Origin of the sequence: Kitasatospora sp. NPDC057223 (assembly GCF_042669755.1) — a bacterium.
Lineage (GTDB): Bacteria > Actinomycetota > Actinomycetes > Streptomycetales > Streptomycetaceae > Kitasatospora.
Map to the genome: position 1 here is coordinate 1 of NZ_JBHUWW010000074.1, position 21821 is coordinate 21821.

General features: G+C 74.5%; 17 protein-coding genes, 2 tRNA genes and 1 pseudogene. 6 read left to right on the top strand and 14 right to left on the bottom strand.

All coding sequences use genetic code 11. The features are described 5' to 3' along the window. Nucleotides 1-166: 166 nt before the first annotated feature. A complete protein-coding gene (locus tag ACFUK0_RS24175; protein WP_380253546.1) occupies nucleotides 167-556 on the top strand; it encodes a DUF3291 domain-containing protein in 390 nt (129 codons plus the stop codon). A gap of 70 nt (nucleotides 557-626) precedes the next feature. Here ACFUK0_RS24175 and ACFUK0_RS24180 read toward each other — a convergent pair. The 6 genes from ACFUK0_RS24180 to ACFUK0_RS24205 form a co-directional block, all read right to left on the bottom strand. Then, nucleotides 627-700 (bottom strand) — tRNA-Lys (locus ACFUK0_RS24180). A 94-nt stretch (nucleotides 701-794) separates the two neighbouring features. Beyond that, nucleotides 795-1406, bottom strand: coding sequence for a bifunctional DNA primase/polymerase (locus tag ACFUK0_RS24185; protein WP_380253548.1), 612 nt, complete (start codon nucleotides 1404-1406; stop codon nucleotides 795-797). A gap of 133 nt (nucleotides 1407-1539) precedes the next feature. Beyond that, complete coding sequence (locus ACFUK0_RS24190) at nucleotides 1540-1950, bottom strand: hypothetical protein (RefSeq protein WP_380253550.1); 411 nt, start codon at nucleotides 1948-1950, stop codon at nucleotides 1540-1542. 195 nt (nucleotides 1951-2145) lie between these two features. Then, complete coding sequence (locus ACFUK0_RS24195; protein ID WP_380253552.1) at nucleotides 2146-3528, bottom strand: AAA domain-containing protein; 1383 nt, start codon at nucleotides 3526-3528, stop codon at nucleotides 2146-2148. Then, nucleotides 3525-5162, bottom strand: a complete 1638-nt coding sequence (locus ACFUK0_RS24200; RefSeq protein WP_380253554.1) for a hypothetical protein — start codon at nucleotides 5160-5162, stop codon at nucleotides 3525-3527. The genes ACFUK0_RS24195 and ACFUK0_RS24200 overlap by 4 nt, the downstream gene beginning before the upstream one ends. Then, entirely contained in the window at nucleotides 5159-6364 is a 1206-nt protein-coding gene (locus ACFUK0_RS24205) for a hypothetical protein (RefSeq protein ID WP_380253556.1), read from the bottom strand. The genes ACFUK0_RS24200 and ACFUK0_RS24205 overlap by 4 nt, the downstream gene beginning before the upstream one ends. A gap of 187 nt (nucleotides 6365-6551) precedes the next feature. Between ACFUK0_RS24205 and ACFUK0_RS24210 the strand changes: the two genes are divergently transcribed. Continuing rightward, on the top strand, nucleotides 6552-7202 hold the full coding sequence (locus tag ACFUK0_RS24210) for a histidine phosphatase family protein (RefSeq protein WP_380253558.1): 651 nt from the start codon (nucleotides 6552-6554) through the stop codon (nucleotides 7200-7202). A 51-nt stretch (nucleotides 7203-7253) separates the two neighbouring features. Here ACFUK0_RS24210 and ACFUK0_RS24215 read toward each other — a convergent pair whose 3' ends face one another. Beyond that, nucleotides 7254-8672, bottom strand: coding sequence for a tetratricopeptide repeat protein (locus tag ACFUK0_RS24215; RefSeq protein WP_380253560.1), 1419 nt, complete (start codon nucleotides 8670-8672; stop codon nucleotides 7254-7256). A 424-nt stretch (nucleotides 8673-9096) separates the two neighbouring features. Here ACFUK0_RS24215 and ACFUK0_RS24220 point away from each other — a divergent pair, with 424 nt between their 5' ends. After that, complete coding sequence (locus ACFUK0_RS24220) at nucleotides 9097-9498, top strand: hypothetical protein (RefSeq protein WP_380253562.1); 402 nt, start codon at nucleotides 9097-9099, stop codon at nucleotides 9496-9498. Between the two features lie 146 nt (nucleotides 9499-9644). After that, nucleotides 9645-10571 carry a spermidine synthase gene (locus ACFUK0_RS24225; protein WP_380253564.1) on the top strand — a complete coding sequence of 309 codons (927 nt, stop codon included), beginning with the start codon at nucleotides 9645-9647 and terminating at the stop codon, nucleotides 10569-10571. A 96-nt stretch (nucleotides 10572-10667) separates the two neighbouring features. Here the strand turns inward: ACFUK0_RS24225 and ACFUK0_RS24230 are convergent, their stop codons facing one another. Together ACFUK0_RS24230 and ACFUK0_RS24235 are read right to left on the bottom strand one after the other, a co-directional pair. Beyond that, nucleotides 10668-11633: a hypothetical protein gene (locus ACFUK0_RS24230; RefSeq protein WP_380253566.1), complete on the bottom strand. Its 966-nt coding sequence runs from the start codon at nucleotides 11631-11633 to the stop codon at nucleotides 10668-10670. Between the two features lie 130 nt (nucleotides 11634-11763). Then, nucleotides 11764-13224 (bottom strand): GH1 family beta-glucosidase, encoded by a 1461-nt coding sequence (locus ACFUK0_RS24235; protein ID WP_380253568.1) that lies wholly within the window; start codon nucleotides 13222-13224, stop codon nucleotides 11764-11766. Nucleotides 13225-13721: 497 nt separating this feature from the next. On the opposite strand from ACFUK0_RS24235, the gene ACFUK0_RS24240 reads away from it, so the two are divergent. Continuing rightward, entirely contained in the window at nucleotides 13722-14789 is a 1068-nt protein-coding gene (locus ACFUK0_RS24240) for a LacI family DNA-binding transcriptional regulator (RefSeq protein WP_380253570.1), read from the top strand. Between the two features lie 207 nt (nucleotides 14790-14996). Here ACFUK0_RS24240 and ACFUK0_RS24245 read toward each other — a convergent pair whose 3' ends face one another. The 4 genes and pseudogenes from ACFUK0_RS24245 to ACFUK0_RS24260 form a co-directional block, all read right to left on the bottom strand. Then, nucleotides 14997-15443, bottom strand: a complete 447-nt coding sequence (locus ACFUK0_RS24245; RefSeq protein ID WP_380253572.1) for a DUF4442 domain-containing protein — start codon at nucleotides 15441-15443, stop codon at nucleotides 14997-14999. A gap of 233 nt (nucleotides 15444-15676) precedes the next feature. Then, a tRNA-His gene (locus ACFUK0_RS24250) sits at nucleotides 15677-15752 on the bottom strand. Nucleotides 15753-15865: 113 nt separating this feature from the next. Next, nucleotides 15866-16468 carry an oligoribonuclease gene (gene orn, locus ACFUK0_RS24255; RefSeq protein WP_380253574.1) on the bottom strand — a complete coding sequence of 201 codons (603 nt, stop codon included), beginning with the start codon at nucleotides 16466-16468 and terminating at the stop codon, nucleotides 15866-15868. 608 nt (nucleotides 16469-17076) lie between these two features. Beyond that, nucleotides 17077-18252 (bottom strand): annotated as a pseudogene (locus ACFUK0_RS24260) (helix-turn-helix domain-containing protein); the annotation flags it as partial. 971 nt (nucleotides 18253-19223) lie between these two features. On the opposite strand from ACFUK0_RS24260, the gene ACFUK0_RS24265 reads away from it, so the two are divergent. After that, a complete protein-coding gene (locus tag ACFUK0_RS24265) occupies nucleotides 19224-20093 on the top strand; it encodes a GNAT family N-acetyltransferase (protein ID WP_380253576.1) in 870 nt (289 codons plus the stop codon). Here ACFUK0_RS24265 and ACFUK0_RS24270 read toward each other — a convergent pair. Continuing rightward, nucleotides 20066-21307, bottom strand: a complete 1242-nt coding sequence (locus tag ACFUK0_RS24270; RefSeq protein ID WP_380253578.1) for an HAD-IA family hydrolase — start codon at nucleotides 21305-21307, stop codon at nucleotides 20066-20068. The genes ACFUK0_RS24265 and ACFUK0_RS24270 overlap by 28 nt on opposite strands. Nucleotides 21308-21821: the final 514 nt, after the last annotated feature.

Here is a 21821-nt window from a genome sequence, read left to right on the forward strand (position 1 = left end):
GGCCCCCCGCTCCGGCGGGGGGCCTTCGCCGTTTCCGGACCGCCGTTTCCGGACCGCCGTTTCCGGGGCGCGGTTTTTCTGCGGAGATATGGATACTGGATAGCGTCAGTGTCTATTATGGAGAGGTCAGGTTCCGCCGCCGACCCGCCGAAAGGCAGTGACCGCCGTGCCCACCCTCCCCTGGGTCACCCCCAACCCGCCCCGGCCCGGAACGCAGGTCCTGGTAATGGCCTCCCGCCTGGAGGTCCGCAGCCTGCGGGACGTACCGCGCTTCTTCGTGAAGTCCCTCGCCGCCTGGCGGCAGGTGCGCACCGCTCCGGGCGCCGTCGGCGCCTCGCTCGTCGCCCGGCCGCTGCGGCGGACCTTCTGGACGCTCTCCGCCTGGGAGAGCCGCGAGGAACTGAACGCCTACGTCCGCGCCGAACCGCACCGCTCGATCATGACCTCGCTCCGCGGCGTCATGAAGGACTCCTCGTTCGTCTTCTGGGAGAGCGCCGCCGAGGGCCTGCCGATCGACTGGGCCGAGGCCAGGCGCCGTCTCGCGGAGCAGTCCTGACGGGTGCGCGGCTCAGCCGGTGGAACGCCGGAAGGCCCCTCGCCGTCGCGAGGGGCCTTCCGGTTGTCTGTGCGCCGCCAGGGACTCGAACCCCGGACCCGCTGATTAAGAGTCAGCTGCTCTAACCAACTGAGCTAGCGGCGCCTGCTGACAGAGAAAACTGTAGCAGCGGCCCCGGGCGTGGCCAAAATCCATTACCTGCCTGATGCGGACCCCTGCGCGCGCCGGGCCGGGAGGCTCAGGCGGACGGGACGGGCAGCAGGCTGACCGAGTGCTGCCGCCCCGCCCCGGGGCGCGTCCCCGACGGGACGGGCAGCGGACCGGGCAGGCCGGCGCCGGACTCCCGGGCGGCCCGCACACAGGCCCAGAGCAGCACGGCGGCCCCCGGCAGCCACGGCTCCCGGGTGTCGGGCGCCACGATCCAGCGGCCGGCGCCCTGACCGGGGGATTCCGGTGAGTTGACCATCCGCTGCACGGGCGGCACCGTCACCGCGTCGCCCAGCCCGTGGCAGAGCAGCGGCGGCACGTCCCGGGCCCACTCCTCCCAGGCGAGCAGCGTCCGCAGCCGCGGGGCCGCGCCCGGCTGGGCGAACACCAGGGTGCGCCCGCGGAAGGTGGCCACCGGGCCGCAGCCGGGGCCGGAGCTCCACAACTCGTCCAGCACCTTGCGGCCGAACAGCGAAGGCATGCTGATCACGTCGAAGGCCCGGCCGCAGGGCAGTACCGAGGGCGCCCAGGGGCGCGACTGCCAGAGGGCGCGCATGCTGCGCGGGTACTCACTGGCGGAGGCCAGCCAGGTCTCCCCGGCCACGGTGACGTACTCCACCGATTGATACGTCCAGATGTCCACGAAGGACAGCCTGGGGTGTCGCCCGGCCGACGGGCAGGGAAAGCGCGGTTTGCCGGACAGCAGCCGGGAGAGCGGCGTACTCTGCCCCGCGAATATGCCGGCGGCGTGCAGGGCCGCCGTCAGCGGGCGCCGCTCAGTGCTCGCCCCGGCTCTGCGGGCGCAGCAGGCCGCGCCCGTACTCGACCATCTTCGCCGCGTAGTCCGGCGTCCAGTCCGCGCGGGCCGCGATCTCGGCCGGCGACAGCGCGTCGAAGCGGCGGGTGTCCGCCAGCTGGGCCGCGGCGACCGCCTGGAAGTCCGTCGCCCGCTCGGCCGCGGCCCGGAAGGCCAGCGCCAGCTCGGTGGAGCGGCGGAGCAGCTCGGTCGGGTCCTCGATCGACTCCAGGTCGAAGAAGCGCTCCGGCTCGGGCTCGCCGGCCGGCGGCTCGAACAGCAGCTGCGCCGGGCGGAGCCGCCGGACGGGCTGCTGGGGAGTGCTCCGGCCCGGGCCGGCCGGCGCGGGGGAGCCGCTCTGGTCGGACGGCCTCGCGTGGGAGTCGGGCATGGGACGGACACCTCCGGGGTGGTGGGAGCGGTGCACCGGCGGCGGCCGCCGGGGCAGGGATACCGGGCCCGGCCGCCGTCCATTGTCCCCCGACGGCAGCCGGTAACGGAACGGTGTGACCCCGGGCGCTATTCCCACCCCGCGCGCCGGGGTGGTGCACCGGGTGCCCCCGTACGGGGTGCATCGCTCCGCGGCTCAGCGCAGGGGAACCCGGTGCTCCCCGAGGTGCGCGAGGACGGCGTGGTGGGCCTCCCAGCCGTCCGGGAACCGCACTCCCACGCCCAACTGGACGGGTTCCGTCGCCGGATGCTCGTCCAGCAGCTCGGCGATGCCCGCGCGGGCCACCACGATGCAGGCGTGCCGGTGCCGGGAGGCGAGCACGCACAGGCGGCCGGTCTCCAGGTGGAAGGCGGTGGCGTCCGGCCGGCCGGAGAGCGGGTGCAGCACCACGGTGACGTCGTACTCGCGGCCCTGCAGCCGGTTGGCGGTGTCGACCGTGACGGCCGGGCCGGCGGTGGGGTCGACCGGCACGCCCAGCTTCACCAGTGCGGCGCGGACGGCAGCCGCCTGGTCCCGGTGTGCCGTGCCGACCGCGATTCGGGCGGCCGACAGCGGGGTGGAGCCCTGCTCGGAGTGCGCGGTCAGGCCGCGGTCCAGCAGCCGGCGCACCGTGGCCGCGACGACCGCCACCGCCTGCGGGTCCGTCCGGACGGTGTGCCGGGCGGGCAGCTCCAGCAGGGCCCAGCCGTTCCCGGCCGCCTCGTCGATCGCGGCGTCGACGGCGGAGCCGTCCGGCCGGACGGCGGCGGTGAGCGTCCGGTCGCCCGGGCCGGTGCCGGAGCGGAACGGCGTGTACGGGTAGAACGCCGCCGAGACCAGGGGCGCCGCACTGGCCGGCAGCCGCCAGGAGACCGGCAGGCGGTACGGCTCGATCTGCGGATTGTGCGCGAGCAGCGTCACCACCGCGCTGCTCGACGGGTCGTAGCTCAGCCCCGCCCACTGGTCGGTGCCGACCACCGTGAACGGGTCGAGCTGCCCCGGGTCGCCGACGAACAGCGCCCGCTCGAACAGCCGGGCCACCGCGAGCAGCGCGTCCGAGCGCATCTGGTACGCCTCGTCGACGATCGCGTGCCGCCACGGGGCCTCGGTCTTCACCCACTGCCACTTGGCGGAGGTCGAGATCACCACGTCCTGCTCGGCGAGGTCGGCCACCTTGTCCGAGGGGGTGACGTTGGGATGGCGCAGGGTCTCCGGCGCCGGGCGCGAGTCGGCGGCGTGCAGCCGGCCGATCGTCATCTCCGGCGCCTTCTCGGCGAGCCGCTCCACCAGGTCGTCCACCTGGTTGTTGGTCTGGGCGACGATCATCAGCCGCTCGCCCGCGCCGACCAGCTCCCGGGCCGCCCGCACCACCAGGGTGGACTTGCCGGCGCCGGGCGGGGAGTCGACCACCACCCCGCGCGCGGCGCCCACGGCGGGGCGGACGGTGGCGTCCAGGATCCGGGCCAGCACGGCGTCGGCGGCTGCGCCGGGCGCCTGCGGGTGGTCGGGGTGCGGGTGGTCGGGGTGCGGGTCGGTCACTCCCACTCCTCGTTGGTGGCGGTGGCGGTGCTGATGGCAGTGCTGGTGGCGGGGAGAACAGCGGTGCTGGCCGGGAGGGCCGCGGCCTCGGTGCCCGGCGGGCCGCCGTGCGTCCACGGGGTGTCGTCCGGCTCGGGCAGCGGGGCGCTCTGGCGGGCCGTCAGTTCGAACAGCGTGAACGTGACCCGCTCGCCGGGCTCGGGCAGGCTGCCCGGCTCGGGCTCCTTCTTGCGGCCCATCCCCGACATCACCCGCAGCGTGATCGTCCCGGCCTCGGCGTCCACCGCCGCGATCACGGCCTTCTGCGCCGTGGCGGTGTGCGTCCGGTGCGCCTCGCGGCCGAGGTCGGCGTGCGGCCGGTCGGGCGTCAGGACCGTCACCAGCGGCCGGGGCTTGGGGGAGCGGCCCGAGGTGTCGTAGTCCGGTGTCACCTCGACCACCTCGCCGGTGAACGCCTCACCGGCCAGCCGCCGCTCGGCCATCGCCAGCGGATCGTCCAGCGCCTCCTGGACGTCGACCCGGACCTGCTCCCGCTCGCGCTGGGCGAGCTTGCGGGCCGCCGTCACCGCGTCGTCCTGCCGGGGCTGCGGCGGCTCGCCGGCCGCGAGCCTGTCCCGGTGGCCGGTGTACGACCAGCGGTCGCCCGTCCAGCGCTCCTCCAGGTGGGCGGCGGGCGGCAGGGAACGCAGCAGGTCCAGCCCCTGCCAGACGTCCCGCCAGGTGGGCAGCAGGATGCCGGCCAGCGCGTTGTGCAACTGCTCGACGGCCTGTCCGACGAACAGCCGGGCCCGCTCCTCGCCGTCCGGCCCGGCGTGCTGCAGGGCGGTCACGGCGGCGTCGTAGCGGGTGATCGCCGGGGCGAGCACGAACTCGTCGAAGCGCGGGTCGGTCACCGGGCCGGCCGGCGGGTGCAGCAACTGGCCGTCGGCGTCCCGGCCCGACTCGGCGATCTCGGCGGCGGCGGCGCCCGTCAGGCCGGGCGGCGGGGCGTGCCAGGCCAGCCGGGCGGCCAGGTGCTGGTCCTCCAGGTGGCTCTGGCCGGTGGCCCAGTGCCGCGCCAGCAGGCCCGTCATCGGCAGCAGCAGGCTGGAGCCGGGCACCTGGGCGCGGTCGGTGAGATGCGTCAGCCAGCGGCCGAGCAGCGGCACCCGGGCCGGCGCCGGGTACGGCCCGGGCTCGGCGTCCTCCAACGTGCGGCGGAACCGGGTGGACCGGCCGATCAGCGCCAGATGGTGCACCCCGGCGGTGTTGGGCACGATCAGCTGGGGTGCGTCGGCGCAGAGCTCGCGGAAGACCTGGGTCTTCTCACCGGTCTCCGGATCCTTCTCGGAGCCCTCGATCTGCTCCACGTCGGCGCCGAAGGACTCCAGGTAGGGCAGCAGGTCGGCGGCGAGGTCGGCGAGGAAGTCGAAGCGCAGCGTGCGGTTCAGCGGCTGCGGCACGATGTGCAGCCGCGGCTCCTCCCGCTCGGTGCCGAGCAGCACCGCCAGCGGCGCCCCCGACTCGCCGGCCGCCGTCAGCGGCACCAGCACCATCGGACGGTCCGAGAGGTGCCGGTGGCGCACCGTCGCCAGCGGTTCGGCCCGGCCGCTGCGGACGGACTCCAGCCGGGCGAGCGTCCCGAGCAGGCTCATCCGCGGCACCCGCCCGCCGCGGCCAGGGCCTCGGCGCGCAGCCGGGCCGCGTACGACAGGCGGGCGGCGGCCTCGTCCGACTCGGCGTCCGCGGCCCGGCCGGGCCCGCCCTCGGCGGCGGCCAGCGCCCCGGTGACCGTCCGGATGCTGCCCAGCTCGCCCCGCACACCGCGGCCGAGCTGTTCCACCCGGTCGTCGCAACGGGCCTGCGAGCGGCAGTGGAAACCCAGCTCGCAGGTGGACAGGCAGTCCGGGCTGTAGGCGGCGGGGACGCTCTCGACGGCCCCGGCCAGCTCGGCCTTCGGCCGGGTGGGCAGGCCCGCCTGATCGGGCGCCAGGTCGAAGGTGGTGCCGGCCGGGAGGGCCGCCAGCAGCTGGCCGATGCCCGTCATCCTGGCCAGCTGACGGCGGGTCGTCGCCAGCTCGCGGCGGATGTCCACGGCCACCGCGATCGGGCGGTTGCTGAAGTCCTTCGGGCAGACCAGCAGCACGCTCAGCTCCGGACTGCCGGGGAGGGCCTGCACCGCGTACGGCCCCGGCGTGACGGCGCCGCCGGCCAGGGCCGCCGCGGCCTCCTGGAGTGCCAGCACGTAGACCGCCGCCTGCCGGGCGGCGGCGCCGACCTTCGCCGGGTCGGCGCTGCCGTCCAGCACCGGGAAGGACTTGATCTCGATCACCGTGCACCGGCCGCCGTGCACCACCACCGCGTCCGGCTCCAGGTAGGCCGGGCCGCCGGCCACCGTGAGCCGCAGCATCGGGTGGTCCAGCAGCGTCCAGGCGCCCGGGTCGGCGGCGGCCTCCGCGAGCGCCGCCGCGGTGCGCTCGGCCCGGACGGCCGGGCCCGAGCGGCGCAGCAGGTCGGGCACGGTCAGCGGGGCGCCGCCTTCGGCGGGCAGCCCGAGGTGGCGGCGCAGCGGCTCCAGCAGGGCCGCGTAGTCGTCGGCCTTCAGGCGGGCCTCGAAGATGGTGCCGCGCGCGATCGCGAACGGCGACTGGCCGAACGGGGCGGGGCGGCCCAACTGCTGGGCCAGGGCGGCCTTGTCGACCCCGGCAGCATCGAGCACGGCGCGGCGGCGGCACCCGGGGTTGGCGGCTAGCGCGGCGAGGGCACGGGCGTTCAGGCTGCGCTGCGGCGCCGGGCCGCGCAGCTCGGCGAGGCGCTGCGCGAGCGGCTCGGGGTGCCCGATGTGCGAGACGTTCATGGTGCGGCCCAGTGTTGCATCCGGGTCGGACAATCGGGGCACGGACGGTCACGGAGGAGCCACACCGGGGAGTGCGACGGCCGCAGGGTGGACGGACCGCGGAGGGCCGGGGCGGATGGGGGATCATGGAGTCCGGTGCTCGATGGTGAGACCGGCCGCTGTCACCGCTTGCTGCGAGGAGTTCCCCATGCCCGCCCGAATCGTGCTCGTCCGGCACGGTGAGACCGACTGGTCGGCCACCGGCCGGCACACCGGCCGTACCGACATCCCGCTCACCGAGGAGGGCCGGGCGATGGCCCGCGCGCTCGGCGTGCGGCTTGCGAAGGCGCCCTGGGACGGACTGCCCGACGCGCTCGTCTACACCAGCCCGCTCAGCCGCGCCAAGGAGACCTGCGAGCTGGCCGGCTTCGGCGGCCGCGCGGTCGAGCGCCCGGAGCTGCTGGAGTGGGACTACGGCATGTACGAGGGCCGGACCGGCCCCGACATCCGCGCCACGGACCACCCCGGCTGGCTGATCTGGCGCGACGGCGTCCCGGGCGGCGAGAAGCTCGCCGAGGTCGCGGCCCGGGTCGACGGATTCATCGCGGACCTCAACTCCGAGCACGGCACTCCGCACCCGGACACCACCACCATGCACTGCGCCGACCGCGACGTGGTGCTGTTCGCGCACGGCCACCTGCTGCGCATCCTGACCGCCCGGTGGCTCGGCCTGCCCCCCGAGTACGCGCAGCGCTTCAAGCTCGGCACGGCCGCGTTGTCGGTGCTGTCCTGGGAGTACGGCCTGCCCGCCGTCGAGGTCTGGAACGACCTGAGCCACCTGGACGCGCTCAAGGCCTGAGCCCCGCCGCCGGGCCCCCGCCGTGCGCCGGGGCCCCGCGCACGGCCCCGGTCAGGCCGCGGGGAGCAGGTCGTACGCGGTGAGGAACTCGCCGACCTCGGGCACCGCGGTGTGTCCGCGCAGCCGGCCGGCCGTGTCCGCCAGCATCGCCCGGATCCGGGCCGAGCGGACCCCGCCGAGCAGGTGCACCGCCGCGAAGCCGTGGCTCCCCGCCCCGGCCAGGTCGCCCCGGCCCAGGCGGTCGTGGGCCAGCTCCGCCGTGTAGAGCGCCCGGTTGCGCACGAAGTGCGGCTCCTGCAGCGCTATGGCCCGGCCGGCCCGCTCGCCCGCGCGGTCCCAGTCGCCGAGTGCGGACCAGCACTGGGCTTCCAGGCCGGCGATCTCGGCCTCCCCGTAGAAGGACATCCACTCGGGGTCGGCCTCCGACTCGCCCCGGTCGAAGAGCGTGTACGCCCGGCCGAGGGCCCGCTCGCAGCCTGCCCGGTCGCGCATCAGCGCCCAGCCGCCGGCCTCGCGCATGGCGAGCAGCGACAGCAGCCGGTCCGAGTCCAGGTGGCGGGCGGCGCTCTGGCCCGCCTGCGCGGCGCGCAGCGCCTCGCGCGGGCGGCCGGCGTCCCGGGCGAGGAAGGCGCTGTTGCAGAAGACGTGTGCCTCCAGGGCGCTGTCGTCGGCCATCCGCGCGGTGGCGAGCGCCTCCGAGTAGAAGGAGCGGGCCTCGGCCAGCCGGTTCGAGTCGTGGGCCAGCCACCCCACCGAGATCGCCAGCTCGCCGGCGCCCGCCTGCAGCCGGCGCTCGGTCGCGGAGCTGTACTCGCCGTCGTTGAGCAGCACGTACGCGGTGCGCAGGGACTGCCCGGCCAGCTCGAAGAGGGTGTCCGCGCCGTGCACGTCGTCCAGCAGCCGGATGTCGCGGACGGCCTGCTCCACGCTCCGCACCTCGGCGGCGCCGACCCTGCGCGGCGGTGGTGCGACCGGCCCGCGCTGCCGGGGCAGCTGCCAGGAAGGGGGTGCGGCCTGCGCCGGCCGGTCAAGGCCGATCACGGTCGCCAGGGCGGTCGGGCCGCCGCTCAGGAACGTACGGCGACGCACGTCGTCGTTCTCCTCGTCGGGATGGTGCGGACCGGCGGGCCACCGGGGTACTCCCGCCGGCCCCGGCGGACCGGGAGCGGGCGGGCGGCGGGCGGCCTCACGGCGCCGGACGGCTTCGCGGGGGGCGAAGCCGAGGTCCTGCAGCGAGCGGCCGGGCCACATGTGCCGGAAGACCCGCTCGTAGGCGTAGTTGGGGCAGCGGATCTCGCCGGCCTCGACCCGGCCGACGTAGCGCGCGTCGCAGGACACGTGCTCGCCGATCTCGCGGGCCGCCCGGCGGACGGCGGTGGCGAACTCCCCCGGGGAGAGGTCGCCGCGCAGCTCACGCATCGCGCTGTTGGGCGAGGGGCGGCCCGGTGCGGCCGGTCCGGTGGCTGCCATGCTGCACTCCGTGGTGGTGCGAGGTCCTGCTGGGTGGTGTCGGTGCTGTCGTTGGTACCGGTGTCGCTGACGGTCACGGTGGGGCGGGTGGGCACGGTGGGGCGTGCGCCTGGGTCGGTACCGGTCCGGTGCGGTCGGGCGGGCCTCGTGGGCACTGCGAAGACAGTACCGGGAGTCACCGGCCGAACACGGCGAGTTCTCGGATGATGTACTGCCAATTCGGTTGATATCGGGCGCCATTGCCGAGATCTGCCATGAAATGCCATGGCTTGCTGTAAGCCGCCCCGTGGCCTGGAGCACCGTCCTCACGTTGTCCTGATACGCGGAAGCCAGGCCGTCGTCCGGCCTGCCGCCGAACGGACGGTGCCCCCGCACCGCCGGGCTGCGACGCTTCCGACCTGACGAGGTGACAGGAGGGTCCCAGATGGCCACCGGAGTGCCCCAGTACCACCGCCCGGCCGCCGGAGGTGTGCTCCCCGGCGTGGCGCCGGCCCCGGCCGGCTACGACACCGTCACCGTGTCCGTGCGGCACGGGCTGGAGACGGTGGACATCCTGCGGCTGCGCCGGGCCTGCGGTGCCGTCCTGCAGAGCGTCACGGGCACCACCGTCTCCTTCCTCGTCCCCGCCGGGACGGTGACCGGCTGGCACCTGCCCGGCAGCTCCTGTACCCCCGGCGCGGTCGTCCTCCCCGCAGCCGACCCGCGCTGGGTGATGCCGCCCGCCGGAGCCGGGGCACTCGCCCGGCCCACCGACCCGTGGGTGCTGCGCTCCGCGCTCTGCGAGGCCGCCTGCACGCTGACCGCGGGCGGCCTCGGCCCGTTCTGAGCCGGTCGTCCGGTCACTCGCCCGTCGGCCTGGCCGCTCGTTCGTCCGGTCACTCGCCCGTCCACCTGGCCGCCCGTTCGTCCGCGGCAGTCCGTCCGCCCCGCCTGACCTGCGGGGCCCCGCGCCCCGGCGGCGATAATGGCCCGATGGGACGCAGCAGCAGGGCCGGCAAGAGCTCCGGCAGAAGCCAGGACACCGCGGACGCCGCCCCGGCGACCGGCGCGGGCGGCCGTACGCACGCGCAGGGCCCGCTCAGCCGTCCCGTCGACTCCGGCCTGGCGGAACTCCTGCCCGACCGGGACCGCCCGCAGGCCTGGTCGCTGCTCGTCGACGGCGCCCCGCAGTCCATGGTCGATCTCGCCGACCCCACCCATCTCGGCTTCGAGTACCAGCGGCGCCTCGGACACCTGATCGACCTGGTGGCCCCGGCCGGCCGGCCCGTCACCGTCCTGCACCTCGGCGGCGGGGCCCTCACCCTGGCCCGCTACGTCGCCGCGACCCGGCCCCGCTCGCGCCAGCAGGTCGCCGAGACCGACACCGCCCTCACCGAACTCGTCCGCGCCGAACTGCCGCTGGAGCGCGGCTGGCAGGTCAAGGTGCGCGGCGCCGACGCCCGGGCCGTCCTGGAGCGCACCCCCGAGGGCACCGTCGACCTGGTGATCGCCGACGTCTTCTCCGGCGCCCGGGTGCCCGCACACTGCGCGACCGTCGAGTTCGTCGCGCTCGCCGCCCGGGCACTCGCCCCCGGCGGCTGGTACGCCGCGAACATCGCCGACGGCTCGGCGCTGCCGTTCGCCCGCGCCCAGGTCGCGACGCTCGCCGCCGTCCTGCCCGAACTCTGCCTGGTCGCCGACCCGGCCGTGCTGCGCGGCAAACGCTTCGGGAACCTGATCCTGGCGGGCGCCCACACCCCGCTGCCGATCGCCGAGCTGACTCGCAAGGTGGCCGGCGACGCCGCCCTCGGCAGGGTCGAACACGGCCGCGCCCTCACCGACTTCACGGCGGGTGCCGTACCCGCCACCGACGCCACCGGCGGCCCCTCGCCGGAGCCCCCGCCCGGCGTCTTCCGCTAGCCGCCCGCTCGCCCGCCCGCGCTCTTCCGCGTCCGGTCGTCCACCCGGTCGTCCACCCGGCCGTCCGTCCACCCGGCGGGCCGTCCACCCGGCCGGTCAGTGGCCCTTGGGCAGGCCGCGGTGCTTGTACATGGCGGCGCCGGTGAGCAGCAGGCCCGCCGTGATCGGGACGAGGACGGCCGCGCTGGTACCCGTGGTCTGCGTCCCGACCGGGGTGCCGGCCACGGCGTTCGGGCCGTGCTCCGCCCCGCGCTGGCGCTGCGCCGGGACGAGCGGTGCCCGGGTGTCCCGCTCCGGCACTCCCGTCCGGGGGCCCGTCGCGCCACCACGGGCCACCGCCGCTGCGGCCGTCGCTGCCGGGGCGGCCGCCACCGGTACGGAGGCCCATTCGGCGCCGGAGCTATCAGGACCGGCATTCGGAGCGACGCCCGCTTCGTCGCTCCGGCCGTCCGGTGCGCTCCGCTGTGCGTCCTGCTCCGCTGCCGGGTCGGCGTCCCTGGAGGCGCGGGGCTCCGCGTCGTGCGGCTCCGAGGGGGTGGAGGGCAGCAGCACCGCGGCGATGGCGAACGCGTCCGGCACGGTCTTGCCCTGGCCGGGGAGCGGCAGGCCGCCCGCCCTGATCCGCTCCTGGAGCAGGCGGTCGACCGGGGCGGCGGCGGTGGCCCCCAGCGCCGGTACGGAGTCGGTGAGGCCGCCGAGCAACGGGGCAGGCAGGCCGTCCGGCGGGTCGTCGGCAGGGCCGATCGGCGCGTCCGAAGCCGAGGCGGGGGCGGGGGCGCCGCCCGGCGTCCGAGGGTGGGGGCGGTGGGGCTCCGGAGCGGGACTCACTCCCGCGGCCGGCCCGCTGACCGCGGTGGCTGCGGAGCCGGGCGGGGCGCCGGGGTCGGGCGTGGCGGCCTGGGCGCAGCTCGCGCCCAGACCGATACCCCAGAGCTGGACGAGCAGGGCCCCGCCCGCCGCTACGGAGCGGGGGCGGGGCAGCCTGCTGCGGTCCGGGCGACCGCTGCCGCGAGCGGCGGTGGCGGCCGGGGCCTGGAGGTGGATCGGGTGTTTGGCTCGCACGTGAGGGCACAACGAGCGGACGGGATGTCAGGTCACGCTGCTCGTCACGGACAGTCACATCGCGATCGCCGGCGGCCGGTCGTCCGGTGCCGGCCGACCCAGGTCCAGGCCTGGGCCCGGGGGCCCGGTGTCAGGCCAGTCCGCCGCGCCGGATCACCTCGGAGTACCACTTGGCGCTGGCCTTCGGCGTCCGGACGAGGGTCTGGTAGTCGACGTGCACGGCACCGAAGCGCTTGGCGTATCCGTGGGCCCATTCGAAGTTGTCCATCAGCGACCACAGGTAGTAGCCGCGGACGTCGGCGCCGGCCTCGATGGCGCGGGCGACCGCGCCGAGGTGGTCGTGGAGGTAGGCGATCCGGTCCGAGTCGTCGACGGTGCCGTCCGGGCCGACCTCGTCGTCGAAGGCGGCGCCGTTCTCGGTGACCAGCATCGGCAGGCCGGGGTGCGCCTGGTGGACGTCGAGCAGCAGGTCGGTCAGACCGGTGGCGTCGATGGGCCAGTCCATCGCGGTGACCGCGCCCGGGGCCTGGTGGAAGACGATGTCGTCCGCGCCCGGCCAGGGGGAGTGCTCGCTGGCACCGTGGACGTCGCTGCGGGCGCCGGCCTCGGCGTTCTCGCGGGAGGAGACCACGGTCGGCGTGTAGTAGTTGATGCCGAGCAGGTCGATCGGGCGGGAGATCTCGTCGAGGTCGCCGGGCTGGACCAGTGCGTCCCAGTCGACCAGGTGGACGGTGTCCTCGAGCAGGTCGGCCGGGTAGGCGCCGCGCAGGACGGGGCCGGTGAAGATGCGGTTGCCGACGGCGTCGATCTGCCGGACGGCGTCCGCGTCCGAGGCGTCCCCGGTGAGCGGGCGGACCTGGTGGAGGTTCAGCGACAGGGCGATCTGGGCGCTCGCCGGGAGGGCCGCGCGCAGGGCGCCGACGGCCAGGCCGTGCCCGAGGTTGAGGTGGTGGGCGGCCTTGAGCGCCTCGGCCGGGCTGGTGTGCCCGGGCGCGTGGACGCCGGAGCCGTAGCCGAGGAACGCGCTGCACCACGGCTCGTTGAGGGTCGTCCAGGTGCCGATGCGGTCACCGAGCGCCTCGGCGGCGAGGGCGGCGTACTCGGCGAAGCGGTACGACGTGTCGCGGACCGTCCAGCCCCCGAGGTCCTCCAGGTGCTGCGGGAGGTCCCAGTGGTAGAGGGTGGCGACGGGCGTGATGCCGTGCGCGAGCAGCTCGTCGGTGAGGGCGCGGTAGAAGTCCAGGCCGCGCTCGACGGCGGGGCCGCGGCCGGTGGGCTGGATGCGCGGCCAGGCGAGCGAGAACCGGTAGGAGGTGAGGCCGAGATCGGCCATCAGCCGGACGTCCTCGCGGAAGCGGTGGTAGTGGTCGACCGCGGTGTCGCCGTTGTCACCGTTGACGACCTTGCCGGGGGTGTGGCTGAAGACGTCCCAGATGGACGGCGTGCGGCCGTCCTCCGTGACGGCCCCCTCGATCTGGTAGGCGGCGGTGGCGGCGCCCCAGGCGAAACCGGCCGGGAAGGTGCTGCCCGGCACGGCCGCCCGGGGGGCCGGGATGAGTCCGGAGGTGCTCTGTGCGGGTACGACAGTCATGCGGGAGCGCTCCCATATGAGGTTCGGAGTTTCAGGATGAAAGTGCGGGATGGCCTTAAGAGCAGGTGCAGGCGCGCGGGCGAAGGCGCCGAGGTCGCCCGCCGGACGGCGCCCGGAGGGCAGGCTTCAGACCACATCAGTCGCAGGAATCCGCAGCTGATGCGCTTGGTGCTGTTCCTGGGTGGGATTGCCCACTAGAGTGTGGGAGCGCTCCCATCGTGCATGCCGAAAGGTTCCTTTGTCGTAGGGGCGAGTGTCAAGACGCGAGGTCGGATCCGTGCGAAGCGGCGTCCCGGGAGGCCCTCCGGCCACCACGGGCCCGGGGTGGCGACCGGGCCCACGGCCACCCGAAAGCGCAGGCCGCGGGGGCCACTGCCGCCCGGGTGGCTCCCTGCGCACGGAAACCGGACACAATGAAGACCGGACACGGCGAACAGCAGTGAACAGCAACCGGGCGACAAGGCCCGGCCGAGGATGATCTCTCCACGAGGTGAGCGATGAGCCAGACCGCACAGCGCCCCACCGGGCCGAGCGATTCCGGGGCGAATGCGCGGGGCTCGGCACGCCCGACCCTGGAGGAGGTGGCAGCGCTCGCCGGGGTCGGCCGGGGCACCGTCTCCCGGGTGATCAACGGTTCTCCCCGGGTCAGCGACCGGGCCCGCGAAGCAGTACAGACCGCCATCGCCGAGCTCGGCTACGTCCCCAACCGGGCCGCCCGCACCCTGGTCACCTCGCGGACGGACTCGATCGCGCTGATCGTCCCCGAGGCCGAGACCCGGCTCTTCTCCGAGCCCTACTTCTCGGACATCATCAGCGGCGTCGCGGCCGAGCTGTCCGAGACCGACATGCAGCTGCTGCTGATCCTGGTCCGCAACCGTCGCGAGCGGGATCGACTTTCGGCCTATCTGACGGCCGGCCGGGTCGACGGCGTACTGCTCGTCGCCGTGCATCAGGACGACCCGCTGCCCGGCCTGCTGGAGAGCCTTGAGATCCCGTCGGTCCTGGCCGGCCGGCGCAGTGACCAGGAGCCGCTCAGCTACGTCCACGCGGACAACGCGGGCGGGGCGCGGATGGCGGTGCGGCACCTGCTGCGGCGCGGCTGCGAACAGGTGGCCACCATCACCGGCCCGCTCGACATGGAGGTCGCCCGGGCCCGGCTCGGCGGCTACCGGACGGCGCTGGAGGAGGCCGGCCGCGCGTACGACGAGGACCTGGTGATGCTCGCCGACTTCACCGAGGAGGGCGGCCGGCTGGCGATGCGTGAGCTGCTGGTGCGCCGCCCCGAGCTGGACGCCGTGTTCTGCGCCTCCGACGTGATGGCCGCCGGTGCCATGCAGGAACTGCGTGCGGCCGGCCGGCGGGTGCCGGACCAGGTCGCGGTGATCGGCTTCGACGACTCGATCGTGGCCCGCCACACCGACCCGCCCATGACCAGCGTGCGCCAGCCCATCGAGGAGATGGGGCGGACCCTGGCCCGGCTGCTGCTGGACGAGATCACCGAGCGGGGGAGGGCCCGGCGGCAGGTGGTGCTGGCCACCGAGCTGGTGGTGCGCGACTCGGCCTGACCGCCGGCCGAACCGCCCCGACCTGACCCGCCACGGGTCGGGCTGCTGAGCTCCCTTCAGGGCTCGACAGCCCGGCCCGATGCGTTCGCCCGCGCCCGTCCGGGCGGCTGTGGGCGGGGCTGTGGGCGGGGCTGTGGGCGACCGGCGGGTCAGGCCGCGGGGGTTCGTGCGCCCGAGGGGCTGGGCGGGCTTCTGGAGGCCCGGCCGTCAGGAGTTCGGGCGCAGGGTCCAGATGACGGTCATGACGCCGGTGACGGCGCCGTCCGCGCGGGTGATCTCCACCGTGACCGGGAACTCGGGACGCTCGCCCTTGTCCAGCTCGGCGACGATGTCGGCGGCCGGGCGGCCGAGGACGGCCGTGGCGGTGACGGTGCCCATCGCCAGCTTCTTGTAGGCGATCTCCGCGCTCACCGCGAGCGGCACCGCGCGCGAGAGCTGGTCGGCGAACGCGCCCAGGACGATGCAGCCGCTCGCCGACTCGGCCAGGGTGAACATCGCGCCGGCATGCGGCCCGCCGACGTGGTTGTGGTACTCGGGCTGGTCGGGGAGCTGCAGGACGGCGCGCTCGGGAGTGGTCTCCAGGTACGCCAGCTTGAGGGTGCGTGCCATCGGCACGGTGGCGTCGAGGAGTCGGCCGATCTCAGGTGTGGTCATGCAGTCATGTTACTAGTCGGTAGCTTTTCTGCGGGGCTCGGGTCCGGGAAATCTCGCGCGGCCGCGACTGCCACCTTGGCTGCTGTGGCTGTGGCTGTGGCTGTGGCTGTGGCTGTGGCTGTGGCCGTGGCCGTGGCTGTGGTCACCACTGCGCTCCGCCCGCGGGCACAGGTGCCGGAACGACAGAAACGCCTGAGGGCCTGATCTCTTCAAGAGATCAGGCCCTCAGGCTCTGGGGTGAGTGACGGGACTTGAACCCGCGGCCACCTGGACCACAACCAGGTGCTCTACCAACTGAGCTACACCCACCATCTGTCCGGGGCGTTCCCGCTCCGACAGGAAGAACTCTACAGGATCCGAGAGGGTGCTCGCGCCAGGGTTTCGGACGTGGGGAGGGGCCCCACGCTGCCCGGTGGGACTGCTCAGTCGGTGGGCAGCTGGTACTTCGCCGCGATCGCCCGGGCCGTGTCGGTGTCGGGCCCGGGCGGCTCGACGAACACGGCTTCGCGGTAGTAGCGCAGTTCGGCGATGCTCTCGCGGATGTCGGCGAGGGCGCGGTGGCTGCCGCCCTTCTGCGGGCTGTTGTAGTACGCCCGGGGGAACCAGCGCCGGGACAGCTCCTTGATCGAGGAGACGTCCACGATCCGGTAGTGGAGGTGGCCCTCCAGAGCCGGCATGTCGCGGGCCAGGAAGCCGCGGTCGGTGGCCACCGAGTTCCCGCAGAGCGGGGTCCGGCCGGCCTCCGGCGCGTGCTCGCGGACATAGGCGAGCACGAGCGCCTCGGCCTCGGCCAGGGTCACCCCGTGCTCCAGCTCGTCGAGCAGGCCGGAGGAGGTGTGCATGGTGCGCACCACCTCGGGCATGTTCGCCACGGCCTCGGCGGGCGGGCGGATGATGACGTCGACGCCCTCGCCGAGAACGTTCAGCTCGGAGTCCGTCACCAGCGCCGCCACCTCGACCAGGGCATCACTGCCGAGGTCCAGCCCGGTCATTTCACAGTCGATCCATACCAAACGGTCGTTCACATCACTCACCCTACGGTGCGATCCCGCACGGCGGTGATCGGGACGTCCGTGCGAGGCGTCCCGGTGCCGGTCTCGTCGTCCGCGGGCGAGGCCGGTGAAGGAACGTGATCCGCCGCGGTGTGCCCGTCCGGACCGTGGCCGGTGGCGGTGTGGCCACCCGGACCGTGGCCGGTGGTGTTGCGGTCGCCGCCGCTGTGGCCGGGTGGCCGCGGACCGGTGAGGCCCTGGTCGGCCTGAGCCCGGCCGGCCCGGTAGCCCTGGCCCTGGCCCGACGCCTGCCCCGGACCCTGGCCGCGAGCCCCCGGCTGGGGCTGGCCGTCCTCGGTCGCGGCGTGCTCGACCGTTCGGGCCGGGCGCGGGGAGGCCGGCCCGGCCTGGCTGGGAACGAGTGGCCGGGCTGCGGGGCCCCGGCCGGAAACCGGCTGCGTCTGCCCGGGGTAGGGCTGGTGGGACTGATGGGTCGGATGGGTCTGGAACGGCTGACGAGCGTGCTGTGCCTGATGGGGCAGGGCGTTCTGGGCAGCCGCGGGTGCGCCGTGCGTCGGGTGCCCGGCGGCATGACCCGGCCCGGCCGACCCCGCGCCGGCCGTCGCATGGGCATGGCCGACCTGCCCCGGGAGCCCCGGATGCCCCGCGTGTGCGGGCACGCCGGCCTGCCCGGACAGCCCCGGCGGGAGCCCGCCGGGCGTACCGGGGAAGCGGTCGGACGACTGCGCCGATGCCGGACCGGAGCCCTGCGGCCCGGGCCGACGGGCCCGGTAGCTCGTCCGGTAGGCGGCCGGCGAGACTCCCAGCTGGCGGCGGAAATGCCCGCGCAGCGCCACCGGCGAGCGGAAACCGCACCGGCGCGCGACATCGTCCACCGACAGCTCCGACGTCTCCAGCAGCCGCTGCGCCTGCAGCACCCGCTGGGTGATCAGCCACTGCAGCGGCGCGCTGCCGGTGAGCGTCCGGAACCGGCGGTCGAAGGTGCGCCGGCTCATGTACGCGCGGGCCGCCAGCACCTCGACGTCGAACTGCTGGTTGAGGTTCTCCAGCGCCCAGGTGACCACCTCGGCCAGCGGGTCGTTGCCGATTTCCTCAGGTAAAGACTGATCGATGTACTGGGCCTGCCCGCCGCCGCTGCGCCGGCTCGGCACCACCAGGCGGCGGGCCAGCGCGTTGGCGGCCTCCGCACCGTGGTCGCTGCGCACCACGTGCAGGCAGAGGTCGATGCCGGCCGCGGTGCCGGCCGAGGTCAGGACGTCGCCGTCGTCGACGAAGAGCTCCCGCGGGTCGACGTGCACCCGGGGGTAGCGCTTGGCCAGCGTCGGTGCGTACATCCAGTGCGTGGTGGCAGGGCGGCCGTCCAGCAGGCCGGCGGCGGCGAGCACGAAGGCACCGGTGCACAGGCCGATGATCCGGGCGCCCTCGTGGTGGGCCTTGCGCAGCGCGGCGATGGCTTCCACCGGGGGCGGCTGGGAGATCGAACGCCAGGCCGGTACGACGATCGTGCCGGCCCGGGCGAGTGCCTCCAGGCCGTACGGGGCGGTGAGAGTCAGACCGCCGGTGGTCGCGAGCGGACCGTCCTCCCCGGCGCAGACCAGCAGGCGGTAGCGCGGCACGCCGGCGTCCTGCCGGTCGACACCGAAGACGGAGAGGGGGATCGAGCTCTCGAAGATCGGGGCCCCGCCGAAGATCAGCACGGCGACGGTCTCGCGCCGTCGTCGGCCCGACAGCTTGCGGGGCAGTACGGAGACCGCGGGCACCGCCGGCGTCACGGCCGTTGCCGTTGCCGTCGCCATGGCGGCTGGTGCCGCCGCTGACGAGGTGAGCTGGCTGGAGCCCGGAGCAACTGACGGGCCGCCGGAGGAGGCGGTCACAGAGCTGGGCCCCGGCCCGGACCCGGACATGACGGCAAGTCCGGCTGCTGACGCTGCGGCCTGCGCGGCGGCGGCCGAGGAGGCGGCAGTCGTGCCGGCGGTGCGGCCAGGGAGCGGCGACGTCGCCCGGGTCGACTGCCCCGGGGGTCCTGGCTGGCCGCCCTGGCTTGCGAGGCCCGACTGGCCAGGCGTCAGGGACCGGACGGCGGAACCGGCCTGACCGACCTGGCCGGCTTGACCTGCCTGGGCGGCCTGGTTGGTCTGACCGGGCTGGGGGTGGGAGGGCTGCGGGCGGCCGAGCGGGCGACCGACGGCGCGCGCGCCGGTATCCGAGGAGGCGGAGGCGGCAGCGGCGGCCGAGGCGTCGGTCTCTCTCGACGCCTGGTCCGTGAGGCCGGTCGCGGCCCGGCCGCCGTCAGGACCCGCGTCGCTCCTGCTCACCCTGCTCAAGGCGCTCGAGCCCCCTCGGTGGTGTGGTGTGGTGGTGCAGTACTGCTGGCCAAGATCGAATCTACTGGGTGGACCGTTGCTCTTGTGACAAGTTCACCATCCGACGCTATGTCGACATGGCAATTTGGCGTGAATGCATTCGATCACGAAGCGTGGCACCCGTCGACCCTTCTGGGAAGGGGGCCAGTGCAACGGTGGCTTGTTGTCGCACGACCTGTCCGTGGGTGCCGCACCCCGCCGGACCCGGCCGGCCGTTCTGGGCTGCGACTTTGCCCAAGGGGGGTGACCTGGGGCGAAATTGACCGAAAATCGGCGGTGCATGCATGGGGCGCGCACCGTAGAAGTATGCGCCTGCCTTGCCCCCTTCAGCCCCCCTTCGCCCCTCTCTGCGCAGCCCCGGGGGCCGACTGACAGCCACCGGTTCGTCCGGCTATCGTCCTGGCGTGGACAAGCTCAGCAGCCTCGAACAGGCCAACGACAACGCCGCGGGATTCTGGCTCGCCCAGGCCCGCGCCCACGGCTGGGAGCAGTTCCAGCGCCCGGAGTTCACCGCCGTCCGCTGCGCGCGCGACAGTGCCGACGCCCATCGGGTGGTCGTCACCCGCCCCTACGCCGATCCCGAGGTCCTTGAGCGGGATATCGACAACCTGCTGAAGGCTTGGTCCACGACCCAGTTGTGCCTGGAAGACCCCTACGGACGGCTCGACCTCTCCCGCTTCGGATGCGTCCACGGACTGGGAAAGGCGGTGATGGTCCGTGAGCCCTTGCGGATGGCAGACGAGTCGGAGGCCCGGGGGGAGGGCGGTGAGCCCGCTCGCCGGGTGGGGGCGTCGGCCGGCCCGGAGGGGGCGGGCCTTTCGTCGCTGTCCGGCCGCCCGCAGTACGGGCGGAGCCTGACGGTGTGTGGGGCGTCCGACGCGGACCTGCTGGCCGCTGTCGAGCGCACGGTGGTCGAGGGCTTCCCGGTGGCGGCCCGCCAACCGTGGACCCGGGGCGGAATGCTGCCGGCGGACCTGCTTCACGAGCCCGGGGTCAGGGGCTGGCTGGCCCGTGCCGCAGGAGAGGACGCGGGCGCCTGCCTGACCTACGACGACGGCGCCGCGGTGGGCGTCTACTGGGTCACCACGATTCCCCGGCACCGCTCGAAGGGCGTGGCCCGAGCGCTGCTGGGAGCGGCGCTGGCCGCGCACCCGGACCGGCCCGCGACGCTGGTGGCGACGTTGCTCGGTGAGCCCCTCTACCGGAAGCTCGGCTTCGTCGAGCAGGGCGTGACCCGATGGTGGGGCTACCCGGCGGCGCCGGGCGCCAGGTAGCCGTGTCGGACGGTGCCGCCGGGTCGGGGGGTGGGGTCCGAGGTGCAGGCGTCGCCACGGCCGTCGCCGCCACGGTTGTGCAAGGTGCTGCTGGCGGCTGAGGCGGTGGTCGCTGTGCTCGCGCTGGCCGACGCCGACGCCGACGCCGACGCCCGTCGCGACGCCGACGCGGACACCGGTCCCAACGCGGACGCCGGTCCCGAAGCCGACGCCGGGGCTGGACGAGGAGAGAGGGACGAGGCGGGGGTGGCGAAGCGGGTTCTCGCCCGGGCCTTCGGCGAGGTGGCCGTCGTGGCGCCCGGCGCGGTGGGTGCGGTCGGGCCGGTGGCGGCTGAGGTTGCGGTGGCCGGGATCGGGGTGGCCGGGGTGGCCGGGGTGGTGGCGCCGGGTGCGGTTGTGGCGATTGTGGCGACCGGGTTCGTTTCCGGGGTGGAGCCGGCGCTGCGAGTGGGGCGGTTGCCTGATGCTGCCGCTCCGGCCTCGGACCGTGGGCGGCTGACCTTGCCCGGGTGCGGGCACTGTGCGTTGAGTGCGGTCAGGACCAGGCCGACGGCCTCGGGGAGCCCCGGGGCGCTGAGCGTCGGCCGGTAGCCGGGTTCCGACCAGGGACGGCCGTGGTGCAGCCAGACGCTGCGCAGGCCGGTGAGTTCGGCACCCGCGATGTCTGCCGGGGCGTGGTCGCCGATCATCCAGGTGTGCGTCGCCCAGTCGCCGGTGGGCGCCACCCCGCAGCGTCGGGCCGCGATCTCGAAGATCAACGGGTCCGGTTTGATGCAGTCGGCCTCCTCGGAGATGACCCAGCCGTCCACCAGCGGCCCGAGCCCGGTACGGCGGATCTTTTCGAGCTGCGGGCGGGTTCCGCCGTTGCTGACGATGCCGAGTGTCCACCCCGCGAGCCGGGCCGCGCGCAGCGCGTCGATGTGTCGCGTGGGACAGCTGATGTAGGAGTTGATGCCGCGTCGGTAGTGGGCGAGCAGAAATTCGACAGAGTGGTCGAGGCCGTAGCGACGCCTGGCCGCCGACAGTACGGTGCTCCGCGGCACGTAGCCGCCGCCGTCGATCGTGGTGAGCCAGTCGAGTTCGGCGGGGGGCAGTCCGCGCTCGGCCAGGAAGTCCTGGGCCCAGGCCCGGAAGGCCGCGTCCCGCGGCAGCAGGGTGTTGTCGAGGTCGAGCAGCAGCAGCGGCATGGCGTGCATGCTGCCAGCGCTTGCCATGTATGCACCTGGCAATTGCCAAGTGACGTCGTGAACCGGTGCGAATTGGCTGAAATGGATGCATTGGGTCACGGGGCTGGTCGATCGGCCGGGGTGGTGGAGGCGGTCCGGGCTGCTGCGCGGATCGCCGGTGTGATCGCCGGGAGTGCGGGGGCAGCCGAGGATCGGGTGCCCCGGAGGCTCGTGTCGGAGAAGTGGGTGGGCGAACGGAATCCGTGCTCGATCTACCGCTCGATGACAGTCCGGTCACGGTGTGTGCCCGGCCTGTTGCATCGTCGGGACTCCTCAGTCAAGCTCCAGGGAACCCCTGTCTCGTACAGGGGTACGACTGCTTGCGCCGGGGGGCGCGTCGAGCCCGGCGCGCGCCGCCTCCGTTCGCGGGAACGTTGTCGATCGGGGGCTCTGCCGCTGGGCCGGGTCTCCTCCCCGTCGTACTCTGAAAGGAACAGGTCACATACGGTGGTGCTCGGCACAGTCCGATTTCGTGCCGTGGGCGGGCCTGCCGCCTGGGCAG